The organism is Streptomyces sp. NPDC013157, assembly GCF_042899865.1.
In the GTDB taxonomy this organism is placed as follows: Bacteria; Actinomycetota; Actinomycetes; order Streptomycetales; family Streptomycetaceae; genus Streptomyces.
The window spans coordinates 157,881-183,798 of the sequence record NZ_JBIBAK010000001.1 but is presented as its reverse complement, the minus strand read 5'-3'; the positions used below and the strand labels follow the sequence as shown (position 1 = coordinate 183,798).

Annotated in this window: 20 protein-coding genes and 1 pseudogene; 8 read left to right on the top strand and 13 right to left on the bottom strand. The window is 70.9% G+C overall.

The annotated features are described in order from the left end of the window. Window positions 1-47: 47 nt before the first annotated feature. From narI to ACFY6U_RS00770, 7 genes are all read right to left on the bottom strand, one after another. Entirely contained in the window at window positions 48-770 is a 723-nt protein-coding gene (gene narI / locus ACFY6U_RS00800; RefSeq protein ID WP_390034401.1) for a respiratory nitrate reductase subunit gamma, read from the bottom strand. Further along, window positions 767-1,261 (bottom strand): nitrate reductase molybdenum cofactor assembly chaperone, encoded by a 495-nt coding sequence (narJ, locus tag ACFY6U_RS00795; protein ID WP_351498777.1) that lies wholly within the window; start codon window positions 1,259-1,261, stop codon window positions 767-769. The genes narI and narJ overlap by 4 nt, the downstream gene beginning before the upstream one ends. Then, on the bottom strand, window positions 1,261-2,865 hold the full coding sequence (gene narH, locus ACFY6U_RS00790; RefSeq protein WP_390034400.1) for a nitrate reductase subunit beta: 1,605 nt from the start codon (window positions 2,863-2,865) through the stop codon (window positions 1,261-1,263). Before narH ends, narJ begins: the two co-directional genes overlap by 1 nt. Beyond that, window positions 2,865-6,548: a nitrate reductase subunit alpha gene (locus tag ACFY6U_RS00785; protein ID WP_390034399.1), complete on the bottom strand. Its 3,684-nt coding sequence runs from the start codon at window positions 6,546-6,548 to the stop codon at window positions 2,865-2,867. The genes narH and ACFY6U_RS00785 overlap by 1 nt, the downstream gene beginning before the upstream one ends. A gap of 78 nt (window positions 6,549-6,626) precedes the next feature. Then, entirely contained in the window at window positions 6,627-7,442 is an 816-nt protein-coding gene (locus tag ACFY6U_RS00780; RefSeq protein ID WP_351498784.1) for an SAM-dependent methyltransferase, read from the bottom strand. Window positions 7,443-7,495: 53 nt separating this feature from the next. Next, entirely contained in the window at window positions 7,496-8,359 is an 864-nt protein-coding gene (locus tag ACFY6U_RS00775; RefSeq protein WP_390034398.1) for a helix-turn-helix domain-containing protein, read from the bottom strand. Between the two features lie 86 nt (window positions 8,360-8,445). Beyond that, window positions 8,446-9,276: a helix-turn-helix domain-containing protein gene (locus tag ACFY6U_RS00770; RefSeq protein WP_390034397.1), complete on the bottom strand. Its 831-nt coding sequence runs from the start codon at window positions 9,274-9,276 to the stop codon at window positions 8,446-8,448. A 118-nt stretch (window positions 9,277-9,394) separates the two neighbouring features. Here ACFY6U_RS00770 and ACFY6U_RS00765 point away from each other — a divergent pair, with 118 nt between their 5' ends. Continuing rightward, window positions 9,395-9,700 carry a 4a-hydroxytetrahydrobiopterin dehydratase gene (locus tag ACFY6U_RS00765; RefSeq protein WP_390034396.1) on the top strand — a complete coding sequence of 102 codons (306 nt, stop codon included), beginning with the start codon at window positions 9,395-9,397 and terminating at the stop codon, window positions 9,698-9,700. A 5-nt stretch (window positions 9,701-9,705) separates the two neighbouring features. After that, complete coding sequence (locus tag ACFY6U_RS00760) at window positions 9,706-10,545, top strand: class I SAM-dependent methyltransferase (RefSeq protein WP_390034395.1); 840 nt, start codon at window positions 9,706-9,708, stop codon at window positions 10,543-10,545. On the opposite strand, the pseudogene ACFY6U_RS00755 reads toward ACFY6U_RS00760, so the two are convergent. Together ACFY6U_RS00755 and ACFY6U_RS00750 are read right to left on the bottom strand one after the other, a co-directional pair. Then, window positions 10,523-10,990: pseudogene (locus ACFY6U_RS00755) on the bottom strand (hypothetical protein). The gene ACFY6U_RS00760 and the pseudogene ACFY6U_RS00755 sit on opposite strands and share 23 nt — an antisense overlap. Next, window positions 10,987-11,466: a hypothetical protein gene (locus tag ACFY6U_RS00750; protein WP_390034394.1), complete on the bottom strand. Its 480-nt coding sequence runs from the start codon at window positions 11,464-11,466 to the stop codon at window positions 10,987-10,989. Before ACFY6U_RS00750 ends, ACFY6U_RS00755 begins: the two are co-directional and overlap by 4 nt. 63 nt (window positions 11,467-11,529) lie before the next feature. Between ACFY6U_RS00750 and ACFY6U_RS00745 the strand changes: the two genes are divergently transcribed. Beyond that, on the top strand, window positions 11,530-12,489 hold the full coding sequence (locus tag ACFY6U_RS00745) for a helix-turn-helix transcriptional regulator (protein ID WP_390034393.1): 960 nt from the start codon (window positions 11,530-11,532) through the stop codon (window positions 12,487-12,489). An 88-nt stretch (window positions 12,490-12,577) separates the two neighbouring features. Next, window positions 12,578-12,829 (top strand): hypothetical protein, encoded by a 252-nt coding sequence (locus ACFY6U_RS00740; protein WP_390034392.1) that lies wholly within the window; start codon window positions 12,578-12,580, stop codon window positions 12,827-12,829. Between the two features lie 43 nt (window positions 12,830-12,872). Here the strand turns inward: ACFY6U_RS00740 and ACFY6U_RS00735 are convergent, their stop codons facing one another. Together ACFY6U_RS00735 and ACFY6U_RS00730 are read right to left on the bottom strand one after the other, a co-directional pair. Continuing rightward, window positions 12,873-15,539, bottom strand: a complete 2,667-nt coding sequence (locus ACFY6U_RS00735; RefSeq protein ID WP_390034391.1) for a cellulose binding domain-containing protein — start codon at window positions 15,537-15,539, stop codon at window positions 12,873-12,875. A gap of 280 nt (window positions 15,540-15,819) precedes the next feature. Then, window positions 15,820-18,738: a glycoside hydrolase family 48 protein gene (locus tag ACFY6U_RS00730; protein WP_390035167.1), complete on the bottom strand. Its 2,919-nt coding sequence runs from the start codon at window positions 18,736-18,738 to the stop codon at window positions 15,820-15,822. Between the two features lie 278 nt (window positions 18,739-19,016). Here ACFY6U_RS00730 and ACFY6U_RS00725 point away from each other — a divergent pair, with 278 nt between their 5' ends. After that, window positions 19,017-20,492: a cellulose binding domain-containing protein gene (locus tag ACFY6U_RS00725; protein ID WP_390034390.1), complete on the top strand. Its 1,476-nt coding sequence runs from the start codon at window positions 19,017-19,019 to the stop codon at window positions 20,490-20,492. Window positions 20,493-20,576: 84 nt separating this feature from the next. Beyond that, complete coding sequence (locus ACFY6U_RS00720) at window positions 20,577-22,298, top strand: glycoside hydrolase family 6 protein (protein WP_390034389.1); 1,722 nt, start codon at window positions 20,577-20,579, stop codon at window positions 22,296-22,298. 121 nt (window positions 22,299-22,419) lie between these two features. On the opposite strand, the gene ACFY6U_RS00715 is transcribed toward ACFY6U_RS00720, so the two are convergent. Further along, window positions 22,420-23,232, bottom strand: coding sequence for a phytanoyl-CoA dioxygenase family protein (locus tag ACFY6U_RS00715; protein WP_390034388.1), 813 nt, complete (start codon window positions 23,230-23,232; stop codon window positions 22,420-22,422). An 87-nt stretch (window positions 23,233-23,319) separates the two neighbouring features. Here ACFY6U_RS00715 and ACFY6U_RS00710 point away from each other — a divergent pair, with 87 nt between their 5' ends. Further along, window positions 23,320-24,231: a class I SAM-dependent methyltransferase gene (locus tag ACFY6U_RS00710; protein ID WP_390034387.1), complete on the top strand. Its 912-nt coding sequence runs from the start codon at window positions 23,320-23,322 to the stop codon at window positions 24,229-24,231. Between the two features lie 78 nt (window positions 24,232-24,309). On the opposite strand, the gene ACFY6U_RS00705 is transcribed toward ACFY6U_RS00710, so the two are convergent. Next, window positions 24,310-25,005, bottom strand: coding sequence for a glycoside hydrolase family 75 protein (locus ACFY6U_RS00705; RefSeq protein WP_390034386.1), 696 nt, complete (start codon window positions 25,003-25,005; stop codon window positions 24,310-24,312). Window positions 25,006-25,232: 227 nt separating this feature from the next. Here ACFY6U_RS00705 and ACFY6U_RS00700 point away from each other — a divergent pair, with 227 nt between their 5' ends. Continuing rightward, on the top strand, window positions 25,233-25,844 hold the full coding sequence (locus tag ACFY6U_RS00700) for a hypothetical protein (protein WP_390034385.1): 612 nt from the start codon (window positions 25,233-25,235) through the stop codon (window positions 25,842-25,844). The last annotated feature ends 74 nt before the right edge of the window (window positions 25,845-25,918 follow it).

The window sequence follows — 25,918 nt, the reverse complement described above, 5'->3', positions numbered from 1 at the left end:
CAGAACGCCGTTGCGGCGGTAGAAGGTTTGGTCGCGGGTGGCAGGGGCTAGTTGCGGGTGGTCTCCCAGCCTCTCCGCTCCGGGCGGGGGCCCAACTGGCGGGGATCCCTCGACCGGTACACCACGTACGGGCGGAACAGGTACTGCACCGGGGCGCTGAACATGTGGACCAGGCGGGTGTAGGGGACCAGGGCGATGAGGATCATGCCGATGACCGCGTGGACCTTGTAGAGGACCGGGACGTCCGCCATCAGCGCTGTCTTCGGCTGGAGGACGAAGAGGCTGCGGGCCCAGGGGGCGATCGTGGCGCGGTAGTCGTAGCCGTCGCCGGAGGTGTGGCTCAGCTTCGCCGTCATGCCCAGCACGATCGCGGCGACCAGGACCAGGTACATGACCTTGTCGTTCGCCGTCGTGGCGTGGAAGACGGGTGCCCGGGTGCGGCGCCGGAAGAGGAGGAGGGCCAGGCCGGCCACCGCGAGGACGCCCGCGAGCGTGCCGCCGTAGAGGGAGAACAGGTGGTACGTGTGCTCGCCGACGCCCAGCGACCCGGTCCACGACGCCGGGACGAACAGGCCGACGACATGGCCGGCCAGGACGAAGAGGATGCCGTAGTGGAAGACGGGGGAGGCGATGTCCAGCAGCCTCGACTCGTAGACCTGGGAGGAGCGGCTGGTCCAGCCGTGCTTGTCGTAGCGGTGGCGCCAGACGAGGCCGGCGACCAGGAGGGCGAGGGCGATGTAGGGCAGGGCGCCCCACAGGAGGGTGGTCATGGGCGCACTCCGCCGGCCGCGGTCGGCAGGGCGGCGCAGACCGCGTCCAGGACGCACGCGTAGGGGGTACCGAACTCGGTCAGCCGGCCGCGGAGTTGTGCCAGGCAGTCGCGGTGCTCGGTGAGCAGGTCGGTGTTGCCGGTGCGGGCTGTGAACTCCAGGACGGCGGGGAGGAAGTCCGGCAGCTCCTCGCCGGTGAACTCCATGCCGTACGCCTTGTAGATGTCCTGGAACCGGACCAGGGACATGCCCCGGCGGCGGGTGTCGCCGTCCCGCCACCAGCTGAGGTAGAGGCTGTGCCGGTTCTTGAAGTCGAAGACCTGCACGTAGTGCGCGGCCAGCTCCTGCGGTGGGGTCACCGTCGCGTGGTCGGTGAACTCCCGCAGTTGCGGGGCGGCTTCGCGCAGCAGCGGCAGCCGGGCGACGAAGTCGTCGTCCGGGTAGGTCAGACAGAGCGCCGCCGCCTGGTAGAACACCGCGTCCGAGGGCATCAGTCCTCCTTCGCCTCGTCGGGAGTGTCGGCGGTCTGCCGTCCGCGCAGGATGTGGAAGTTCTCCACCGACACCAGAGGGAGCAGTTTGCGTCCCGAGTCCTGGCCGAACGGGCCGTCGCCGCCCATGCCGGGTCCGCCGTCGAAGTCGAGGCTGCACCCGTCCGGCAGCGCCGACTCCTCCAGACGGCGGGCGTCGCCGACGGCCGCCGTCGGGATCACGTACCGGTCCTCGTACTTGGCGACCGCCAGCAGCCGGTACATCGCCTCGATCTCCTCCGGCCGCATCCCGACCGCGGAGCCGATCGCCGGGTCCGGCTCCTCGCCCAGGTTGAGCGCCCGCATGTGGGAGCGCATCGCCGCGAGCTTCTCCAGGCAGGCGCGGACCGGGGCGGGGTCGCCCGCGGTGAACAGCTCGGCCAGGTAGCCGAGCGGGATCCGCAACGTGTCGATCGCGGCGAACAGGTTGTCGGCGTCCTCGCCGTCGTGGCCGGTCTCGGAGAGTGCGTCCACGACGGGGGACAGCGGCGGGATGTACCAGACCATGGGCAGCGTGCGGTACTCCGGGTGCAGAGGCAGCGCCACCCGGTACCTGCTGATCAGCGCGTGGACCGGGGAGCGGCGGGCTGCCTCCGTCCAGTCGTCCGGGATGCCCGCCGCCGCGCAGGCCAGCCGCACGGCCGGGTCCTCCGGGTCGAGGAAGACGCTCAACTGGGCCTCGTACAGCGCCTTCTCGTCCTTGGTCGCGGCCGCCGCCGTCACCTTGTCGGCGTCGTAGAGGACCACCCCGAGGTAGCGCAGCCGGCCCACGCAGGTCTCCGAGCAGACCGTCGGCAGGCCGACCTCGATCCGCGGATGGCACAGGGTGCACTTCTCGGCCTTGCCGGTGGCGTGGTTGAAGTAGACCTTCTTGTACGGGCAGCCGGTCACGCACATCCGCCAGCCCCGGCACCGGTCCTGGTCGACCAGCACGATGCCGTCCTCGGTCCGCTTGTACATCGCCCCGGACGGACAGGAGGCCACGCACGACGGGTTGAGGCAGTGCTCGCAGATGCGGGGGAGGTAGAACATGAAGGTCTGCTCGAACTCGAACCTCACTTTGTCCGAGGCATGCTGGCGGGCTCGCTCGACCATCGGGTCCAGGTCGCCGTGGGCGGGGGCACCGGCCAGGTTGTCGTCCCAGTTCGAGGACCACCCGATCTTCATGGGCTTGCCGTCGAGCAGGGAGACCGGGCGGGCCACCGGGTAGTCGTCGCCGAGCGGGGCGTCGGTGAGGTTGCGGTACTCGTACGTCCAGGGCTCGTAGTAGTCCTTGATCTCCGGGAGCCTGGGGTTGGCGAAGATCCCGGCGAGTTTGTGCAGCCGGCCGCCGGCCCTGAGCTTCAGCGCGCCCCGCCGGTTCAGCTCCCAGCCGCCGCGCCACCTCTCCTGGTCCTCGTAGCGGCGTGGGTAGCCCTGGCCCGGCCGGGTCTCGACGTTGTTGAACCAGACGTACTCCATGCCCCGCCGGTTGGTCCACGCCTGCTTGCAGGTGACCGAACAGGTGTGACAGCCGATGCACTTGTCGAGGTTCATGACCATCGCGATCTGGGCCATCGGACGCATCAGTACTCGACCTCCTGGGCGCGGCGCCGGATCACCGTCACCTCGTCGCGCTGGTTGCCCGTGGGGCCCAGGTAGTTGAAGGCCCAGGAGAGCTGGGCGTAACCCCCGATCAGGTGCGAGGGCTTGAGGACGAGCCGGGTGAGCGAGTTGTGGATGCCGCCGCGCATGCCGGTGGTCTCCGTCCTCGGGACGGCCACCGTGCGTTCCTGGGCGTGGTGCATGTAGACCGTGCCGGCCGGCATCCGGTGCGAGACGACCGCCCGCGCCACCACCACGCCGTTGCGGTTGACCGCCTCCACCCAGTCGTTGTCCCCGACCCCGATCGCGTCCGCGTCCTGCGGGGACATCCAGATGTTCTGGCCGCCCCGGGAGAGCGCGAGCATGAACAGGTTGTCCTGGTACTCGGAGTGGATCGACCACTTGTTGTGCGGGGTCAGGTAACGGACGGTCACCTCCTGCTGCCCGTCTGGGCCGAGACGCGGTTCGCCGAACAGCTTGTTCATGTCCAGCGGCGGCCGGTAGACGGGCAGCGCCTCGCCGAGCTCGTGCATCCAGTCGTGGTCGAGGAAGAAGTGCTGGCGGCCGGTGAGCGTGTGCCAGGGCTTGAGGTGCTCGGTGTTGAGGGTGAACGCCGTGTACCTGCGGCCGCCGGACTCACTGCCCGACCACTCCGGCGAGGTGATCACCGGGACCGGCGCGGCCTGCGTGTCGGCGTACGTGACCCGCCTGCCCTCGTGCTCGGCGGCCAGGTGGGCCATCTCCTGCCCGGTGCGCTGCTCCAGGGTGCGGAACCCCTGGGTGGCGAGGCGGCCGTTGGTGGTGCCGGAGAGCGCGAGGATGGCGTTGGCCGCCTTCACCGCCGTGTCGAGGGCGGGCCGGTCCCGATATCCGGTGCCGTTCAACTGCCGCAGCCGGGCGACCTCTTGATCCGGTTCGAGAGCGATTCCCTTCGCGGGCAGACCGAGTTGCTCCACCAGTGGGCCGAGCGCCGCGAACTTGGCGCCGACCGCCGGGTAGTCCCGCTCGACCACGACCAGGTTCGGCATGGTCCGCCCGGGGACCGGCTCGCACTCCCCGCGCTTCCAGTCCCGCACCACCCCGCCGGGCTGCGCGGTCTCGCCCGGGGTGTCGTGCTGCAGCGGCGTGGCCACCAGGTCCCTGCGCACGCCGAGATGGCGCACGGCCAGCTCGCTCAGCCGCTCCGCGAGCGCCTTGAAGGTGTCGAAGTCGGTGCGCGCCTGCCAGGGCGGGTCCACGGCCGGTGTGAAGGAGTGCACGTACGGGTGCATGTCGGTCGAGGACAGGTCGTGCTTCTCGTACCAGGTGGCGGCCGGCAGGACCACGTCCGACAACAGGGTGGAGGAGGTCTGCCGGAAGTCCAGGGAGAGCAGGAGGTCGAGCTTGCCCTCGGGTGCCTCGTCCCGCCAGGTCACGTCCCGGGGGCGCTGGTCCGGGGACGCCTCCTCGGCGCGCAGGGAGGAGTGCGTGCCGAGGAGGTGCTTGGTGAAGTACTCGGCGCCCTTCGCCGACGAACCGAGGAGGTTGGCCCGCCACAGGGTCAGGACGCGCGGCCAGTTCTCCGGGGCGTCCGGGTCCTCGCACGCGAACTTCAGGGTCCCGGCCCTGAGTTCGGCCACCGCCTGGGTCACGGGGTCGCCGGACACCTCGCCGAGTGCGAGTGGATTGCGGTCGAAGGTCGGGTACGACGGCATCCAGCCCGAGCGGGCCGACAGCGCCAGGCAGTCGGCGCCGGTCATCCCGGCGAACCTGCCCGCACCGAGCGGCGAGGCCAGGACGTCGGCGCCGAACCGGTCGTAGCGCCACTGGTCGGTGTTGAGGAACCAGTAGGCCGTGCCGATCATCTGGCGCGGCGGCCGGGACCAGTCGTTGGCGGAGGCCAGGCAGGCCCAGCCGGTGACCGGGCGGCACCTCTCCTGGCCGACGTAGTGCGCCCAGCCGCCGCCGTTGCGGCCCTGGCAGCCGGTGAGCTGGAGCAGGGCCAGGAAGGCGCGGTAGATGGTCTCGGAGTGGAACCAGTGGTTGGTGCCGGCGCCCATCAGGATCATGCAGCGGCCCTTGGAGCGTTCGGCGGTCCGCGCGAACTCCCGGGCGATCTTGATGCACTTGGCGGCCGGGACCGAGGTGTGCCGCTCCTGCCAGGCGGGGGTGCCGGGGGCGTCGGCGTCCTCGTAGTGGGTGGGCCAGGAGCCGGGCAGACCGTGGCGCCACACCCCGTACTGGGCGAGCAGGAGGTCGTAGACGGTGGTGACGAGGGGTCCGTCCGCGCCGCCCAGCCGGGTCGCCGGTACCGCCCTTCGCAGCACGTCCCCGTGTCCCTGGCCGTGGTCGCCGCCGTCCGTGTCGAAGCGGGGGAGCAGCACCTCGACCCCGGCCGCGATCTGACTGCCGTACAGGCTCAACTGCGGCTCGATGTCGCCCAGTTCCAGGTTCCAGCGGCCCTTGCCGGAGTCCGTCCAGCGGAAGCCGAGCGAGCCGTTCGGGACGACCGCGCGGCCCGAGACCGAGTCCAGGACGACCGTCTTCCACTCGGCGCCCTCGCCCTCCCGGCCGAGGTCGGTGGCGCGCAGGAACTTGTCCGGCACGTACGCGCCGTCCCGCTCGGTGAGCGTCACCAGGAACGGCAGGTCGGTGAACTTCCGTACGTAGTCCGCGAAGAACGGGGTCTCACGGTCGACGAAGAACTCCTTGAGGATCACGTGGCCCATCGCGAGGGCCAGCGCGCCATCGGTGCCGGGGTGCGGGTGCAGCCACTCGTCGGCGAACTTGGCGTTGTCCGCGTAGTCGGGGGAGACCACCACCACCTTCTGGCCGCGGTAGCGGGCCTCCGCCATCCAGGGCGCGTCCGGGGTGCGGGTCACCGGCACGTTCGAGCCCCACATCATCAGATAGGCCGCGTCCCACCAGTCGCCCGACTCCGGTACGTCCGTCTGGTCGCCGAAGACCTGCGGCGAGGCCACCGGCAGGTCCGCGTACCAGTCGTAGAACGACAGCATCGGGGCGCCGATCAGGGAGTGGTAGCGGGCGCCCGCCGCGTGCGACACCATCGACATCGCGGGGACGGGGGAGAAGCCGGCGATGCGGTCCGGGCCGTACGCCTTGATCGTGTGCACCTGCGCGGCGGCGACGATCTCCACCGCCTCGTCCCAACTCGCCCGTACCAGACCGACCTTGCCGCGCGCCTGCTGGTAACGGCGGCGGCGCTCGGAGTCGTTCTGGAGGTCCGCCCAGGCCAGCACCGGGTCCCTGAGCCGCCGCTTCGCCTCCCGGTACATCTCCAGGAGCACGCCCCGGACGTACGGGTGGCGGACGCGGGTCGGCGAGTACGTGTACCAGGAGAAGGCGGCACCGCGCGGGCAGCCGCGGGGCTCGTACTCGGGGCGGTCGGGGCCGGCCGACGGGTAGTCCGTCTCCTGGGTCTCCCAGGTGATGATCCCGTCCTTGACGTACACCTTCCAGCGGCACGAGCCGGTGCAGTTCACCCCGTGCGTGGTGCGCACCACCTTGTCGTGGCTCCAGCGGTCCCGGTAGAAGGCGTCCGCCTCCCGGCCGCCGGTCAGGGCCACGCTGTGCAGATCCGGCGCGGGCGTACCGGGCCGGAAGAACCGGGCGGCGCTCAGCAGCGCCGCGCCCGGCTCCTTCGGCGGTGTCCGCGTGTCGGTCACGTCCGCTCCCTCGCTCGCCCTTTGCTTCGACGCTAGGGGCGGGCACGGGAACGCACCTGTTCAGGGCGCCCGGACGGGTCAGGCCTTGCGGGCGACACCGCCGTACACCGGCACGATGCCCTCCGCCTGGACGGCCACGTCCTCCGGCTCCGGGCGCCAGCCGGAGACCGGGATCACCCCCGGGCCGAGCAGCTCCAGCCCCTCGAAGAACCGGTAGAACCCGGGGAGCGCACGTGGGTGGAACGGCGTCCCGCTGCGCCGGAAGTTCGCGGCCGCCTGCTCGATCGCCTCCGGGCTGAGGTCCGGGGTGACCTGGGAGAGGATCAGGTGGCTGCCGGGGGCGAGCGCCTCGACGTACCTGCGCAGCAGGCCGTAGACGTCGTCTCCGTCCGGGTCGTCGTCGAGGTAGTGGGTCAGCGCCACCAGCGACAGCGAGACGGGCTCCCCGAAGTCCAGGGTCTCGGCGGCCCGGGCCAGCAGGGTGTCGACGTCACGGACGTCGGCGTGCACGTACGCGGTGCTGCCCTCCTCCGTGCCCCGCAGCAGCGCCTCCGCATGGCGCAGCACGATCGGGTCGTTGTCCGCGTACACCACCTTCGACTCCGCTGCCACGCCCTGCGCCACCTGGTGCAGGTTCGGCTCGGTCGGGATGCCGGTGCCGATGTCCAGGAACTGCCGGATGCCGGACTCGGCGACGGTCCGCACGGCCCGCTGCATGAACCGGCGGTTGGCCCGCGCCCCGCGCAGCACGGTGCCGTCCACGGCGAGGATCCGCCGGGCCAGCTCCTCGTCCACCGGGTAGTTGTCCTTGCCGCCCAGCCACCAGTCGTACACCCGCGCCGGATGCGGCCGGCTCGTGTCGATCGAGGTCGGGGCGGGCTCGGGTGCGGTCACAGTCTGTGCTCCTCGGATCAGATTCCGTGTCGAGATCGGAGTGGGGCGCGAGATCAGAGTGTGGCGCGGTACTCGCGGAGCAGTTCCTCGGTCCGCTGTGCCGAGGCCGCGCGGGCCGTCATGTGGTCCAGGACCTCCAGGTGTGCCCCGACCTCGTCACGGGAGTCCAGGTACAGGGCGCCGGTCAGGTACTCGGTGAAGACCATGTCGGGCAGCTCGGGCTCGGCGAACCGGAACAGGGTGAACGGCGCGTACGTCCCCGGGTGCGGGCCGCTCGCGAACTCGGCGATCTGGAGGGTTATCCGGTCCCGTGCGCTGTACGCGAGGAGCTTGTCGACCTGTTCGCGCATCACCGCGCAGTCGGTGCTCACCGGACGCCGCAGCACCGTCTCGTCCATGATCACCCACAGGTGGGGCGGGTCGTCCTGCTCCAGCAGCCGCTGCCGGGTCATGCGCAGCGCCACGTGCCGTTCGACGGCGGTGGGATCGCTGTGGCCGATCGTCCCGGCCTCCATCACGGCCCGCGCGTACGCCTCGGTCTGCAGCAGGCCGGGGAGGAAGTGCGGCTCGTAGGAGCGGATGACCCGGGCGGCGCCCTCCAGGCTCACGTACAGGCTGAACCAGTCCGGCAGCACGTCGTGGAACCGCTGCCACCAGCCCGGCTGGTTGGCCTCCTCGGCCAGCCGCACGAACGCGGCCTGCTCCCCCTCGGGCACCCCGTACGTCTCCAGCAGCACCTGGATGTACGGGATCTTCAGCGCGACCTCGGCCATCTCCATCCGCCGCACGGTCGCCTGCGCCACCCGCAGCACCCGCGCCGCCTCGTCCCGGCCCAGGCCGGCCGCCTCGCGCAGCTCCTGCAGCCGCTTGCCGAGCACGACCTGCCCCACTGTGGGCGCAGCACGCCGCTCACTCACGCCACGCCTCCCCTACGTGCCCAAGTACGGGGAGCAGTGTGTCACGCGATGCCGCGTCGCACACCTGGTCGAGGTAACTACTTCCGTCAACTTACCAACGAGTGCAAGTACTTGGCGGTGGCCGGGTCCGCGGGAAGAAACGTCTCGATGGCCAGCTCGGCGACCGTCACGTCCATCGGCGTGTTGAACGTCGAGATCGACGACACGAACGACAGCACCCGCCCCGCGTGCTCGATCCGCATCGGCAGAGCGAAGTGCGCGACCCCTTCGGTGGGTTCACTGTCGTCCACGCCGGCCGGCACCGGATAGGCGGCGACCTCCTCGTACAACTCCCGCAGCGCATCGGAGCGGTGCAGGGCGATCTGGCGTTCCATCTGTGCCAGCAGATGGCCGCGCCACTCGCGCAGGTTGCGGATGCGCGGCGCCAGCCCCTCCGGATGCAGGGTCAGCCGCATCGCGTTCGGGGCGGGCGTGAGCAGCCACTCCGGGACGCCCTCCAGGAGCGTGGCGATGCCCCGATTGGCGGCGACCACCGTGTACGTGGCGTCCACGACCAGCGCCGGATACGGCTCGTAGCCCTGGATGAGCCGCTCCATGCCGTCGCGCAGCGCGTCCAGTGCCGGGTCGTCCAGCGGGGTCTCCGGGTAGTGCGGGGCGTAACCGGCCGCCAGCAGCAGCGCGTTGCGCTCCCGTACCGGCACCTCCAGGTGCTCGGCGAGGCGCAGCACCATCTCCTCGCTCGGCCGCGACCGGCCCGTCTCGACGAAGCTGATGTGCCGGGCCGAGGAGTCGGCACGCAGTGCCAGCTCCAGCTGGCTCACCCGCCGCCGCTCCCGCCACGCGCGCAGCAGCGGGCCGACGCCCTGGCCGTCGGGGGCGGTGCGGGACGCGGCGGGGCCGGAGGCGGCAAGGGTCATGCCGACGACCGTAGCCGAGGACCCGGACACGCGACCGTCCTCGCCGCCCGGAAGGCCTGTTCGTGGCAGGCTGACGGCACGTACGCCACTCGCCGGTCCCCGGGAAGGAAGCCGCACCATGGCCGTCGCACCGCTGTCGCAGAAGGAGATCGAGGACCGGCTCGCCGAGCTGCCCGGCTGGTCGCTGGCCACCGACCGGCTCGCCCGCGTCTACCGGCTCGACTCGCACTTCGCCGCCACCGCCCTGGTCGTGCACATCGCCCGCATCCAGGACGAACTCGACCACCACTCCGACCTCACCCTCGGCTACAACACCGTCACCCTGACGGTGAACACCCACAGCGTGGGCGGCGCCGTCACTGCCAACGACTTCGAACTCGCCCACAGGGTGGAGGACATCGCCCCAGGCCACGGCGCACACTGAGCCATGTGCTCGACTACGACAAGGAAGCCGGGGCCTACGACGCGACCCGCGGCGGCGAGGCCCGCGCCGAGGCGGCCGCCCACGCCGTCCTCTCCCTGATCCCCGACACCACCGGCAGCACCGACACCACCGACGGCGCCGGTTGTACCGACGGCGCCGGCAGCGCCGAGGACGGAGACCGCCGTGAGCGCCCCGACCGCCCCGGCCGTCTCCTCGACCTCGCCTGCGGCACCGGCATCGTCACCCGCCGGCTCGCCGCCGCCCGCCCCGCGCTCCAGGTGACCGGCGCGGACCGCGCACCCGGCATGGCGCGGCTGGCGGCGGCCCGGCTGCCGGGCTCGGTCCTGCTCGCCGACAGCCGTCGGCTCCCGTTCCCCGACGCCACGTTCGACGCCGTCACGACCGTCTGGCTGCTCCACCTCATAGCGGACGGCACCGGGGTCCGCGCGATCGTCGCCGAATGCGCGCGGGTGCTGCGGCCCGGCGGGGTGTACGTGACCACCGTCGACAAGGCCGCGGCGCACGACGTCGGCAGCGACATCGACGCCGTCCTCGCCGCCCGCCCGCGCCGCCCGGCATCCGACGCCGCCGCGGAGGTGAGCGCGTACGCGCGGGCGAGCGGCCTGCTGCCCGCGGGACAGGCCGCCTTCACCGGCGTCGGCCAGGGCCGCAGCCCCCGTTCCACCCTCGCCGACCTGCGGCGCGGCTGGTTCACGATGCTCCCGCCCGACGACCCCCGCGCCGACGGGTTCGCCGACCGGCTGGCGGCCCTGCCCGACCAGGACCGCCGCCGCCCCGACCCCCGCTTCGCGGTTCGGGCGTTCAGGAAACCGGCGGCCTGCTGAAGTCCATCGTCCAGTCGGTCACCCAGGTCTCCCCGCCGTCCACCGGGAACGCCTGCTCTCAGCGCGCGCCGCTGGGGGAGACCCCCGACCACACGAACCGCACCCGTACGTCCTCACCGTCGTGGGTGTCGTCGCCGTAGAACTCCCCGCGGCCGCCGTCGAACCGCCCGACGACCGGCGGGAACAGCTTCCCGCTCCGGCTCGCCGCCCAGTTCAGCGACCACTGTCCGGTCGCCCGGTCGAAGAGCCGCAGGGTCACGCCTTTCGCCCCCAGGTACGGCATGTCGATCTCGTCGACGTTCGCGGCACCGTCGAACAGCGGCCGGCAGCGGCTGACGCCGGGGAACTCCGCCCATGCGCTGCCCGGATCGAGGAAGTCGGTACGGCGGCGGTTGCGGACCTCCCAGTCGCCGTGGAAGAAGTCGAAGTCGTTCGGGGTGCTCACGCGCGGCCTCCGGTGGTTCCTTCGGGCAGGGAGTCGGCCAGGTAAGCCTCCAGATCGGGGACTTCGGGCGTGAGCAGGTGCCGTACCCAGGCGTCCCGTTCGTGCTGGATCGGCGGCAGCTCCCAGACGCAGCCGATCCACGGCACGCCGGGCTCGACGAAGTGGGCCGGGTCCTTGTCCGGACAGCCCAGCACCGGCTGGCCCGCCGCGGCGCACCGGAAGTGGAGCACGTTGTCCCACACCCAGCTGTACGCGTTCAGGTAGGCGCCGCTGTCCCCGCCCCGGTGCAGGACCACGAAGGTCGCCGGCGGGGTGCCGTCCGGCTCCGGCAGCAGTTCCGGGAGGATCGCGTACGCCGCCTCCTCGATGTCGGGCGCGATGCCCGCGGGATCGGCGGTGACGTGGTAGCGCTTGACGCGCCGGCCGGCCACCGTGATCGGCGGCGGCACGGTCAGCAGTTTCTCCGTGAAGCTCATGGACGTGACGCTAGGCCCGCTCCACTGACACCTTCTGTCAGTGGAGCCGGGGATCCTGGGAGGGTGAAGTCCAGCCGGCTCGTCTCCATCCTCCTCCTGCTCCAGACCCGGGGCCGGATGACCGCCGCCCAGCTCGCCGCGGAGCTGGAGGTGTCCGCTCGCACGGTCTACCGGGACGTCGAGGCCCTGAGCGCGGCCGGCGTCCCGCTGTACGGCGACGCGGGACACGCCGGTGGCTACCGCCTCCTCGACGGCTGGCGCACCCGCCTCACCGGTCTCACCACGGCGGAGGCCGAGGCCCTTTTCCTGGCCGGTGTTCCCGGCCCCGCCGCCGACCTCGGGCTCGGCCCGGTCCTGGCCGCCGCCCAGCTCAAGGTCCGCGCCGCCCTGCCGCCGGAGCTGCGCGCCCACGCCGACCGGATCAGCGGCCGGTTCCACCTCGACGCCCCCGGCTGGTACGCGGACGCCGACGAGGCGCCGTACCTCCCGGCGGTGGCCGAAGCGGTCTGGAAGGGCCTTGCCCTGGACGTCCGGTACCGCCGCTGGCGCGAGCCGACCGATGTGCGGCGCCGCCTGGAACCGTACGGACTGGTCCTCAAGGCGGGCCGCTGGTACGTCGTGGCGGCCCCCGGACCGCGCACCTACCGCGTCGACCAGATCCTCGAACTGACCCTTCTGGACGAGGAGTTCAGTCGCCCGGAGGGCTTCGGCCTGGCCGCCCACTGGACCGCGTACCAACGCGGCTTCCACGCCCGGCTGTACGGCGACGGCGGCGAGGCCCTGGTCCGGCTGGCGCCGGGAGTGACGCTCCCCAGGGCGGTGCCGGCCGGCGCCCCGGACGGCGATGCCTGGACCGTGGCCCGGGTCCCCGTCGAGTCGGCCGACCACGCGGTCGCAGAGTTCCTGCGCCTGGGCACGGACATCGAGGTCCTGGGCCCGCCCGAGCTGCGCGCACGCATGGCTCGAACGATCGCCGAACTGGCCGAAAGGTACGGCGACCGCGAGGCGGGTGGCGCCGACTGACAGAGGAACCCGTCCGACTCCCGGAAGGTACCCCACGTGCAGCACCCGCAGCGCAAGCCGTGCCGCCGTCCTGACCGCCCTGACCGCCGTGGCCGCCCTGATCGCCGCCGGTCTCACCGCCCTCTCCTCGACCAGCGCCGCAGCGGCCACCGCCCGCCGGGTCGAGGCCCTCGACCGGGGCGTGGTCAGCGTCCACACCGACGCCTGGAACCTGGTCAGCTGGCGCTGGCTCGGCACCGACCCCGACGGCGTCTCTACACCTACGAGGCCAACGACGCCTCCGTCGGCGACGGCCGGCTCGACCTCGTCCTCAAGCGGCAGCCGACGAACGCCACCCTGACAGCAGAGGGCGCGTGCCCGGTGCGGCACGCGCCCTCGGTCGGTCAGGCGACCGTGCAGGTCCGGTCGCCCAGCTTGAACGCCGTGGGTCTGTCGTTGGAGCCGCTCCAGGTGCCGGTGAAGCCGAAGGAGACGGAGGAGCCGGCCGCCACCGTGCCGTTCCAGCCGACGTTCCTGGTCGTCACGGCTGCGCCGGACTGGGTCCAGTCGGCGTTCCAGAGCTGGCCGATGGTCTGGCCGCCGGGGAAGGACCAGCCGAGGGACCAGCCGCTCCATGCCGCGGAGCCCGTGTTGGTGAGCCTGACGTCCGCCTGGAAGCCGCCCGTCCACTGGTTGGTGACGGTGTAGGCGACCGTGCAGGCGCCGGAGGGTGTGGGACCGGTGCCTCCGCCACCGTCCCCGCCGCCTCCGCCGGTGTCGGACGTGTCGCCGTAGATCACGCCCCGGCCGTTCGTCGAGACATACACCCGGCCGTAGACGCGGGGGTCGCCGGTGATGGCGGCGCCCGTCCAACCCCACTGGTGGGCGTCGTCGTTGACACGGGTCCAGCTCGCGCCCTCGTCCGTGGAGCGGAAGATGCCGCGCACCGAGCCGATCTTCGCGCTCGTGTACAGGGTCTGGTACGAGGCTCCCGGTGCTGCCTTGCCGAAGCCGATCGTGTCGGCCTGGTCGACGTTCGCGAGCTTGGTGAAGGCCGCGCCGCCGTCGGTGGAGTGCCACAGGCCGTACGCGCCGTCCGCCGCTCCGCCCGCCAGCCACACGTCGCCCTTCGTCCCCGGCAGCGCCTTGAAGCGTACGCTGTCACCGCTCGGCAGACCCGTCGCCGCGGACGCCGTGAAGGTCGCGCCGCCGTCCGAACTGACGTAGAAACGGCCGGACTCGAAGCCGTAGAAGGTCTTCGGGTCGACGCGGTCGGACTCGACGACCGCGCCCGCCGGGATTCCGCTCGACGCCGACCAGGACGAGCCGAAACCGGTCGTGTACCGCACGCCGGTCCCCGCCGGACTCCACACGAACCGGCTCCCGTCCGAGGCGGCGGCGACCGTGCCGCCACCGCTCACCCCCGAAGGATCCGTCCCGCCGAACCAGTCGGCGCCGTTGTCCGTGGAGAACGCGATGTGCGGGCCGGAGTCCGGATTCCCCACCCGGACCACGGTGTTGGGGTTCGACTCGGCGAAGTCCAGGCTCGTCGTGGTCGTGAAGGCGGGGGACGTGTACATCATCGACGGGACCTTGGTCAGGTCCGTGTGGCGGAAGCCGCCGATGTCACCCAGCGCGCTGAAGAGCTGGGCGCCACCGGACGGGGGAGCGGCCAGGTCGGCGACCGACGTCTCCTCCAGCCCCCGCACCATGGGCTTGACCGTGAACTGGCCCCCGCTGTCCCACTTCGTCAGATCCTCGGTGCCGTACAGCGTCGCACCCGTCCCGTACATCATCCGATCCGAGTTGAACGGGTCGATCTCCAGCGACTCCGTCATCCACCCCAGTTTCGGGCTCTGTTCGGGCGGCGACGGATTGGCGCCGAAGGTCAGCCAGGGGCTGGACGAGACGTCGATCGTGTACCGGTTCGAGCGGTTCGGGTACGACGTGTAGTCCCAGGCCTTCGTCCAGGTCGCCCCGCTGTCCGTGGAGCGGAAGAGCTGGGTGTCCGGCCACCAGGAGCTGTACGCCGTCGCCATCACCGTGCCGGGGTGCTGCCGGTCGACCGTCAGGCCGGAGAAGCCGAAGTACGTGTCGGCCTCCGCCACCGGGCTGATGTTCGTCCAGGTACCGGTCGCCGTCGCGTACCGCCACAGCCCGCCCTTGCCGCCGTCGTAGGGGCCGCCCTTGTCACTGTAGGCGAGGTAGAGGTAGCCGTTCTTCGCGTCCAGCACGCCCTTGTGGGCGAGGTACCCGGTGGGCTGGCCGGCCAGCCGGGTCCAGGTCGCGCCCGCGTCGGTGGAGCGGTACACCGCGTTGTCCTTGTCGGCGACCCCGACGTAGACCGTCCTCGTCGCCGAACCGGCCGTGCCCGTCGACTCGTCGAAGGTGACCCACACGATGCCCTGGTTGTCGGAGGCGTACCCGGTGGTGTCGGTCGAATCCTGCACGTAATTACCGACGTCGGGGAAGTTCGTCACCTGCGACCAGGTGACCCCGGAGTCCGTGGACCGCCACAGCCCCTTGCCGCTGGGCGCGCCCAGGTACAGCACGCTGTCCCTGTTCGGGTCGATCGCCAGCCGCTCGCCCATGCCCCGGCCCGGCATGTTGCCGCCCAGCTTGAAGGGCAGGTCGGTCTTCTGCCAGCTCGCGCCCCGGTCCGCGGACCGCAGTACCGCGCCGTTCGTCGGGTCCCAGCTGTTGGTGTACGTCCCGACGGCCGCGTACACCTTGTCCGGGGCGACGGGGTCGGAGGCCAGGCTCACCACACCGGTGTGACCCCACTCGTCCCAGCCGACCGAGTCCAGCAGCGGCGTCCAGGTCTTCGTCGTCTCCTGCCAGCGGTAGGCGCCGCCGATGTCGGTGCGGGCGTAGGCGAGGTTCTTCTCGGTGCGGTTGAAGACGATCCCGGGGACGAATCCGCCGCCGTCGATCCGGGCGTTGCTCCAGGTGTAGGTGTCGGCGGCGACCGCGACGTGCGCGGTGTCATGCGCGGCGAGTGCGGGCGGGGTGCCCGCGAGCAGACCGGCCGCGAGGGCGAGTACGGCGGTGAGGATGCGGGTTCTTCGCACGGGGGTTCCCTTCCGGGGCAAGCGCTTTCTGTCGGGTGTGAGAGATGCCGGGCGACCCCCTGTGCGGGTGGGGGTCGCCCGGCCGGTCGGCCCCGCCGTCAGGTGGCGGGGCCACGCACGCAGAGCTCTTTCGGACGGTTCCCCGGAAGAAGCGGTGCCCACCGCGCCCCGAAAGGGGCGCGGGACTGCGTTTGACATGCGGCTACCGCCGCGCGGGTGCGACCAGCCACAACGGACCCGCAGTCGAACACGGCCCACCCCGCGGAGCGCCCGGCGGGGGCTATTCGAGAAGCTCCGCGTACGACCCCATGGCCAAGGCGATGTCCGCCTGGGCCCAGAACCGGTGATACGTGAAGACAGGCGCGGCCCCGCCCGCCAGATAGCTCTGGATCCTCGACCATGCGGGATCGTTTTGGTAGAAGCTCCGCAGCGACGCGAACGTCGACGACGAGTTGACCGCGTCCCCGTTCGGCATCTTCCCGCTCCATCCGCTCGGCACGACCACGCTGTCGTCGAAGCGGTTGTAGTCGGCCCGCGTCTCCGGCACCGCGATCCCCAGGCTGTCCTGGTAGTTGTTCCACATGCCGTCGAGCAGCGCCTTGGCCGTCGACTTCGCCGTCGCGTCACCGGACCTGGCGGCGTAGTACGTCAGCGTCTTCGCGTACGCGGCGGCCACGCCCACGTCGTTCGTGTAGTCGGAGACCGTGACGTGAAGTCCGCTGTTGGAACCGGGACTCGACGCGTTCCAGGTGTCGGGCTGCCCCGACCACTGGAGCGTCGACGGGACCAGATACGTCCCGTCCGGGTTGATCGTGGTCTTGGACAGCGCCCACGCCACCCACTTGTCGAGGATCGTCTTCGCCGTGGCGTTGCCGGTCTGCTGGTAGTACTCGGCGACCCGCTCCATCGACCAGGCCTGGAAGCCGAACCACTGGTTGGACGGCGGGTCGTGGTAGACCGGCTCCCAGTCGTAGTACATGCCGTAGAAGGTCGACGTACCGGACGGCGGGCTCGCGTACCGCCCCTGCCAGCTGTTGGTCGCACCGCCCGCGATGGCGCCCTCGGACGACTGCAGCCAGCGGTAGAACTCCAGCTGCCGGGTCAGGGACGTGCCCCAGTCCGCCGGACCCGTGGCCGACTTGGGCTTCAGGTCGGCGTACGAGCTCAACGCGTAGGCGGCCAACGGGTTCTGATAGCCGCCGTGCACGTGGCTGGAGCCGATCCGCCACGCCCATCCGGCACTGCTGTCGGTCGCCCCGCCCCACGCGTAGTACCAGGAGAGCAGGTAGTCCGAGGCGTCCTTGCCGGTGCCGGCCGCGCAGGTCGTCGGGCCCACGCAGTTGCCGATCTTCTTGAAGTACTTGTCGTACATGGCGTAGCGCAGGTAGTCGCCCATCTTCGCCGCCTTGCCGACGGTCGCGGAGACGTCGCCGCCCTTGCCCTGCTCCTTCGCCCACACGTCCGCCCAGTACGCGGCCTGCACCGCACGCGCGTCGGCGTCCGGGGCGTCCGTGTACTTCCACTGCCTGGCGTAGGACGAGTCGCCGGTGAACAGGTCCAGGTACCCGTTCGTCCCGCCGTACTTGAAGGCGTCGCAGGTCGGCTGCGGGACCGTCTCCCACACCGACTCCTGTGGACCGCGCTGGAAGGTGTTGATGTACGACGGACCGTCCGCGGTCGGCCCCGCCTCGCACCCGCCGCCCGGCGTGTCACCGTAGCCGTAGACGTTGTCGACGTCCTCCAGCCAGTGCATGCCGTACACGTCGTCCGTCCCGTATGCGGACTTCAGCTCGGCGGCGATCGGATCCGATCCCACCGGCACCGACGTGTCCAGCTTCGCCGGGTACTCGTTCGGCGTGTCCAGCTCCGGTGCGTACGTGGCCGGTTTGGACGCGTTGTAGAAGGAGTTGGTCGGCTGGTCGGCGTGGGTCGGGATCATGTACTTCTCCATGAGAGCCCATGCGCCGTTGAACTTGGACCAGTCGCCGGTGACCTTGCCGTACATGGCCTGCAGCCAGAGAAGGTAGCTGTACGCCTCCGACGTGGTCTCGTGGCCCTGGTCCGGAGCCTCGACGATCAGCGTCTCGACCGAGTGGTAGGGGATGCCCTCGGGGGAGAAGTAGCCGTTCGCCGGGTCGGTGATCTTCCCGTAGAGGTCCAGGAACCGCGCGTCGTACGCGCTCGACGCGGCCAGCTCGGTCACGGTGACCGTGGCGCCGGTGTAGCCGGTCGCCGACGCCGTGAAGGTCGCGGTGCCGGTACCGGCGGAGTCCGCGGCCACCGTCACGTTCTGCGCGGTGCTCCAGTTGGAGGGCGTGAACGTGAGCGACGATCCGGCGCTCACCGAAAGGCCGGTGTTGCCGGCCGTGCGGGCCACCGACACCGTCACGTCGGCGGTCGGCTGCTTCGACAGGCTCACCCCGAACCGGCCGGTCGCGCCCTGCTGGATGCCCAGCTGGGCCGGTGAGGCCACCACCGCGGGACCCGAGGCGACCGTGATGCCCACCGGTGTCGAGGACGCGGACGCGCCCAGGCTGTCGTACGCCTTCGCCACCAGGGAGTGACTGCCCACGGTCAAGCTGGAGACCGAGAGCGAGTACGGCGCCGACGTGTCGGTGCCCAGCAGCGTGGTGTCGTCGTAGAACTCCATCTTGCTGATCGTCGCGCCGTCGGCCGCCGCCGCGGTCGCCGCCAGCGGGACCGCGGCGCCCTGGGTGTAGACCGCGCCCGCGCTCGGGCTGGTCAGCACGGTGATGGGCGGCTGGTGTGCGCCGGCACAGGTCGTGCCGTTGATCGCGAAGCCCGTCGGGGCCGCGTTGCTGCCGGTGTACGAGAACTGGGCGCCGGTCGACACCGCCGCGCCGGCCGCGATCGTGCCGTTGTACGAAGCGTTCTGCACGGTGACCGAGGTGCCGGACTGGGACCAGGTGCCGTTCCAGCCGCTGACCAGCTTCTGGTTGCCGGTGTACGCGTACGTCAGCGTCCAGCCGTTGATCGCGTCCGTACCGCGGTTGGTGAGGGTGAGGTCGGCCGTGAAGCCGGTGCCCCAGTCGTTGGTCTTGTAGTCCACGCTGCACTGAACGGTCGCCGCCTGGGCGGGAGTCGTGCCCGTCGCGAGCATGGACAGCGGCAGGGCGAGGGCCGCGACGACGGCCGTCCACAACCGTCGCACGGCTCGGCGCCTCCGCCCGGGATGCAGGGCATATCCGGGTCGCATGTGCTGGTTCCTCCTTGCGCTTGCGGCTCGGGGAGAAGTCAAGGCTTGAACCAGTGGGAGCGCTCCCATAGTGGAGACGTGGCATGGTGCGGTCAAGGCCGTTGAAGAGTCGAAAAGATTCGACGGACCCCGCTGAGGAAAGTCAAGCAACGCCCCTGTTCTTTGCCCGCACTTGGCGCTACCTTCCTTCGCACCAGTGGGAGCGATTCCGTTCAGTCGACGCGTCCGTCACGACGCGCCCGAGCTGCAAGGAGTCGCTCATGCGACACCCCCCGCGTTCAGTTCTTTTAGCCGTCACCGGTGCGGTCGCCCTCGTCGGGGCCGCACTGGTGCCGGTGGTGTCGGCGTCCGGTGCGACGCCGGCCTGCACCGTGCAGTACGCGGTCACCAGCCAGTGGGACACCGGTTTCCAGGGCTCCGTGACCATCACCAACAACATCGCCTCCATGAGCAGTTGGAGCCTGGGCTTCGACTTCGCGAACGGCCAGAAGGTCACCCAGGGCTGGAACGCCAAGTGGTCCCAGTCCGGTACGACGGTCACCGCCGTCAACGAGAGCTGGAACGGCTCCCTCGCCACCGGCGCAAGCGTCAGCGCCGGGTTCCTCGGCTCCTGGGCGGGGAGCAACGCCGTACCGACGGCGTTCAGGCTCAACGGCACGACGTGCAACGTCGCCTCCGAACCCACGCCGACCCCGACGCCGACCGAGCCGCCCGCCACCGGGTCGGCCCCGGCCCTGCACGTCTCCGGGACCAAGCTCGTGGACGCCGCCGGCACGGCCCACCGCCTCCTCGGCGTGAACCGCTCCGGCGGCGAGTTCATGTGCGTGCAGGGCTACGGCATCTGGGACGGCCCGGTGGACGACGCGGCGATCAAGGCGATCGCCGACTGGAAGGCCGATGCCGTCCGCATCCCGCTCAACGAGGAGTGCTGGCTCGGCCTGTCCAACGTCAAACCCGAGTACGCGGGCGCCAACTACATCAACGCGGTGAAGGACCTGGTGGCCCGGGTCGAGTCGCACGGCCTCACGCCGATCCTCGAACTCCACTGGTCCTACGGGCAGTACACCGGAAACTCGGCCGGCTGCTCCGACGTGCACGCCACCTGCCAGAAACCGATGCCGGACGCGCAGTACAGCCCGTCCTTCTGGTCCTCGGTGGCCGGCACCTTCAAGGACGACCAGGCGGCCGTCTTCGACCTGTTCAACGAGCCCTACCCGGACCGGGCGGCCTCGACGGCCACCCAGGCCTGGCAGTGCTGGCGGGACGGCGGCACCTGCCCGGGCATCGGCTACGAGGTCGCCGGGATGCAGGACCTGGTGGACGGCATCCGGGGCGCCGGCGCCAGGAACGTCATCATGATCGGCGGGCTCGCGTACTCCAACGACCTCAGCCAGTGGCTGACGTACAAGCCCACCGACCCGGCCGGCAACCTCGTCGCCGCCTACCACGGCTACAACTTCAACACCTGCGCCAGTGAGAGCTGCTGGAACTCCACCCTCGCCCCGGTCGCGGCCCAGGTTCCGCTGGTCGCCGGCGAGATCGGCGAGAACACCTGCTCGCACGCGTTCGTCGACCAGGTCATGAAGTGGTTCGACGACCGGGGCCTCTCCTACCTGGGCTGGACCTGGAACACCTGGGACTGCTCCTCCGGCCCCTCTCTGATCTCCGACTACAGCGGTACGCCCACGGCGTACGGCGTCGGACTGCGCGACCACCTGCGGGCCATCAACCCGTAACCACCTCCACCGAAGAAGCACCTCCACCGAAGAAGCACCTCCACCGAAGAAGCACGTCCACCGAAGAAGAAGGAACCCGCACTCATGAGTCGTACCAGAACAGCGGTTCTCGCCGCCCTGGCGCTCGTCGCCGGGGTGTCCGGGCCGGCGGTCGCCGTGACCCCGGCCGCGGAGGCGGCGATCTCCGCGATTCCCTGCACCGTCGACTACAAGATCCAGAACGACTGGGGCTCCGGCTTCACCGCCGCCGTCACGGTCACCAACAACTCGGCGGCGAAGTCGAGTTGGTCGGTGAAGTGGTCGTACGCCGGAAACCAGCAGGTGAGCAGCTACTGGAACACCAAGCTCACCCAGAGCGGCACCGCCGTCACCGCCAGCAACGAGTCCTACAACGGCGCGCTGGCGACGGGCGGTTCGGTCAGCTTCGGGTTCAACGGGACCTACAGCGGCACGAACGCGATTCCGGCCTCCTTCACCCTCGACGGCGTGACCTGCAACGTCGACGACGGCACCGGCAGCGGTGGTGGCGGGGGTGGCAACGGCGGCGGCTCCGGTACCCGCGTCGACAACCCGTACTCCGGCGCCAAGGTGTACGTGAACCCGGAGTGGTCCGCGAAGGCCGCCGCCGAACCCGGTGGCACCCGCGTCTCGAACCAGCCCACCGGCGTCTGGCTCGACCGCATCGCCGCGATCAACGGAACCAGCAGCAGCATGGGGCTGCGTGCCCATCTCGACGCGGCGCTCGCCCAGAAGGGCAGCGGCGAGGAAGTCGTCCAGCTGGTCATCTACGACCTGCCCGGGCGCGACTGCGCGGCCCTCGCCTCCAACGGCGAACTCGGCCCGACGGAGATCGACAAGTACAAGACGCAGTTCATCGACCCGATCGCGGCGATCCTCTCCGACAGCAAGTACGCCTCACTGCGGATCGTCACCACCATCGAGATCGACTCGCTGCCCAACCTGGTCACCAACACCGGCAGCCGGGCCACCGCCACCGCCAACTGCGACACGATGCTCGCCAACGGCAACTACGTGAAGGGCGTCGGCTACGCGCTGGCCAAGCTCGGTGCGATCCCCAACGTCTACAACTACCTCGACGCCGGCCACCACGGCTGGCTCGGCTGGGACGACAACTTCGCCCCGGCGGCCAACCTCTTCAAACAGGCGGCCACCAGCGAGGGCGCGACCGTCGACGACGTGCAGGGCTTCATCACCAACACGGCCAACTACAGCGCCCTGAAAGAGAACAACTTCACCGTCAACGACACGGTGAACGGCACCTCCGTCCGCCAGTCCAAGTGGGTCGACTGGAACCGCTACGTCGACGAGCTGTCCTTCGCCCAGGCCTTCCGCACCGAACTGGTCTCGGTCGGCTTCAACTCCGGCATCGGCATGCTGATCGACACCTCCCGCAACGGCTGGGGCGGCAGCGCGCGGCCGACCGGTCCCGGCGCGACGACCAGCGTGGACACGTACGTCGACGGCGGCCGCTACGACCGCCGGATCCACGTCGGCAACTGGTGCAACCAGGCCGGAGCCGGCCTCGGCGAGCGCCCGCAGGCCAGCCCGGCCGCCGGGATCGACGCCTACGTCTGGATGAAGCCTCCGGGTGAGTCCGACGGCTCCAGCAGCGCCATCCCGAACGACGAGGGGAAGGGCTTCGACCAGATGTGCGACCCGACGTACACGGGCAATGCGCGCAACGGCAACAACATGTCGGGCGCCCTGCCGAACGCTCCGCTGTCGGGGCACTGGTTCTCCGCGCAGTTCCAGCAGCTGATGGCCAACGCGTACCCGCCGCTGTAGGCCTGTCGGCTGAGGCGAGATCGAGGCCGCGGGCCGTATGCGGCTGGTCGCGCAGTTCCTCCCCCAGCCTTCGGCCGGGGGTACCCCCAGCGCCCCTTTGGGGCGCTGGGGTTCGCCGGAGTCATCCCGTGCGCGGCAGCCCGAGGCGGATGGTGTGCTCCACCGCCGAGTAGTCGCCGTCCGCCCGCTCCAGTTCGTAAGGGACGGCCGGCATCAAGGGCGGCTGGGCCATGAAACGGGGGCGGGTGCCGTGGTGGGGCTGGGCCGCGTGCACCAGGAAGGGGTGGCAGAGGTAGACGTCGCCGGGGCGGCCGGTGGCGTACGCGAGCGGGCGGTGCGCGGAGGCCTCGACGACCTGCGGGGCGATGTCCAGCATCGAGACGCCGGCCTCGCCGTACGGTTCCAGGACCGCCGGGATGTCGAGGTGCGAGCCGACCCTGATCCGGGTGGGCGCGTCCTGTTCGGTCACCTCGGAGAAGAGGAACAGCATCAGCAGCGCGCGGTCGCGGGAGCGCAGGTTCGTGTAGTACCAGCGGGTCCCGACGCCGTCCGGGAGGTAGCTGCCCTCTATGTGCCACCCGGCGTCGTCCGGCTCCTCCGGGTGCGGGAACCGGAGCGGAAAGCTCCCCAGCGAATACCGGGGGACCCAGCGGCCCTCGCCGACCAGCAGATCGAACGCCCTGTGCAGTGACACGGAGTTGGCCGCCGCCGCGAACGGGCCCTGAGCCATGCCGCCCACCCACACCACGGGGTCCTTCCAGCTGTCCGGGGTCTCCGGGTCGTACCCCGTCTCCCGCCACAGCAGCCGGGCGCAGTCCTCGGCGACGCGCGGCGGGAAGGCGCCCTCGATCTTCACGAAGCCGTCGGTCAGGAAGCGTTCCACGAGGTCGTCGTCCACCCGGTCATCGTGGACCGTCCGCCTTGCCGTCCGCATCCGGTTATTTGCCGCACCGGCAACAGGACTGGCCCCCGGGCGGTGCGCCTTCGCACTCTGGCGGCATCCGGACGAGAGGCTGACCCCATGGCGCACGACCACCACCACACGGACACCCACAAGCACGCCCTCACCCACTCCCACGACCACTCCACTACCGACATCGACTGGGCCGAGATGGCCGGTCACCTGGAGTCGCAGGCGGAGCTCTTCGCGCCCCTGTACGAGAGCGCGCTGAGCTGGCTCGGCAAGGAGGTCACCGAGCCGGGGCTGATCGTCGACCTGGGCAGCGGGCCCGGGGTGGTGTCGTGTCTGTTCGCCGAGGTCTTCCCGGGCGCCCGGGTGCTCGCCGTGGACGGCAGCGAGCCGCTCCTGGAGCGGGCCCGCGCCCGCGCCGAGCGGCTGGGCGTGGCTGACCGCTTCGGCGTGCTCGCCGGTGAACTGCCCGCCGTACTCGACCAGTTGGACTACCCGGCGGATCTCCTGTGGGCCGGGCACAGTCTGCACCACCTCGGCGACCAGCGGGCTGCCCTCACCGCCTTCGCCGAGCGGCTGGCGCCCGGCGGCACGCTGGCCATCCTCGAAGGGGGCCTGCCCGGCCGCTTCCTGCCCCGCGACATCGGCATCGGCCGCCCCGGGCTCCAGGCGCGGCTGGACGCGCTGCAGGAGGAGTGGTTCGCGCAGATGCGCGCCGAACTGCCCGACTCGGTCGCCGAGACCGAGGACTGGCCGACGCTGCTGTCCTCCGCCGGCCTCAAGTACGCCCGTACCCGCAGCTTCCTGATCGACCTGCCCGCTCCCCCCTCCGACCGGGCCCGCGCCTACGCCGTCGAGATCTTCTCCCGCTTCCGCGACACCCTCACCGACGAACTCCACGCCGACGACCGCGCCACCCTGGACCGCCTCCTCGACCCGGCCGACCCGGCGAGCCTGCACCGCAGGCCCGACCTGTTCGTACTCGGCGTCCGCACGGTGCACACGGCGGTACGGCCCGCATAGCCGGAACGGCCCGGTACCGCACGGTACCGGGCCGTCCGCCCTCCCCGGGCCGGTGGTGGCGCGAAAGGCGCCCGGGCGTCAGTTGTTGGCGAGGAACTGCTTGGCCAGCTGGTCGCCGAGGGTCACCGCCGCGCTGTGACTCTCTATGGGGGACACCTTGGAGTTCTTGAACAGGATGTAGGTGACGCCGGAGTCGGCGCCGCCGGTCGCGGGGTCCGGGTCGATGCCGAGCGCCTTGGCGGTGGCGTACGAGGCCTCGCCGATGATCTTCGTGGGGCCGGTGTCGCCGACCACCGCGTACTCGACCTTGTTGTTGTAGATGACGGCGACCACACCGCCGCCCTTGATGCCGGCGCTGGAGTAGTTCCAGATGCTGCTGGAGCTGGGAACCACGATGTACGGCAGCGACTCGGCCTTGAGCGGCTTGCCGTCGGACTGGTGGAACGCGGTGTCGTCCTGGTACCAGGGGTCGCGGTCCTCGTTGCAGTTGGTGGTCCGCTGCCCGTCGCAGTCGATGTCCATGTCGGCCTTCCAGAAGACCGCGCCGTTCTTGCCGCACACGGGAATCGTCGCCGACGTCTCGTCGTCGGTCTTGTACTTGCCGCTGGAGATCTGGGAACAGGACGTCACCTTGGCGAGCAGGTCCGCCGCGCTGACCGAGCCCTCCTGGGCGGACATCGGTGCGACGGCGCCGGACGCGCTCGCGGGCAGGACTCCGGCGGCGAGCAGCGCGGCCCCGGAGGCCGCGGCGAGGGTCAGTGTTCGGATGCGCACTGTGGGGGGTCCCCTTCTGTTAGGAAAGTTTCCTGACCGGGTGTCGTACAAGGTGGACCCGGCTGCATGTCCGCGTCAACCCCTGGATGTCAACTCGGTGATTTCTCGCGCATTGCGGTGATATGGGCCCCGCGGAACACTGGTGTGGCAGGACATTCCGGATATTTGCGCAGGAGCCGTGCGGAGGTCGAGCGGTGGCTCCAGTGGCTCCTGGGAGGCGAGGGGTCATGTTCGTACGCACGGTGTACGTCACCGGCGATCCGGCGAAGCTCGAGGCGGCCGTCAGGGCACTGAACAGCGAAGGGCGCGAACTGCTCGCAGAACGTCCCGAGTACCGGGGCGCGGGCGTCTTCATCGACCGCGAGCTGGGCAAACTGTTCGCGGTGAGCTGGTGGGGCACCGAGGCGGCCCGGCGCAACAGCGACCAGGTGATGCGCGAGCGGCGCAGGCCGATGCTGGAACCGTTCGCGGGCACCGTCGCCGTCGAGAACTACGAGGTCGCCGTCTTCCACTCCGTGCAACAGCCGAGAACGGGCGGCGGTATGCGCTCCACCCGGGTGGAGTTCGACCCCGCCGACACGGACCTGCTCGCCGAGACCTTCCGCTCCTCGGCGGTGCCCCGGCTGGAAGGGCTGCCCGGCTTCGCCCTGTGCTCCCTGTTCGTCGACCGGCAGCGGGGCCGGGGCATGGTCGGCTCGCTCTTCGTCGACCGCGCGTCGATGGTCGCCTCGCGTGCCGGCCAGGCCGAGGCGCGGCGCGCGGACACGGCCAAGGCGCGCGTGTCCGTGGTCGGCCTGGAGGAGTTCGAGGTCCTGCACGCCGATGTCCGCCCCGACTGACCCACCCCGCACGGGAGTCGGGGAACCCGAACGGCCGCCCCGGCGTGTCGACGACGGAACGGCCGCTCGTGAGC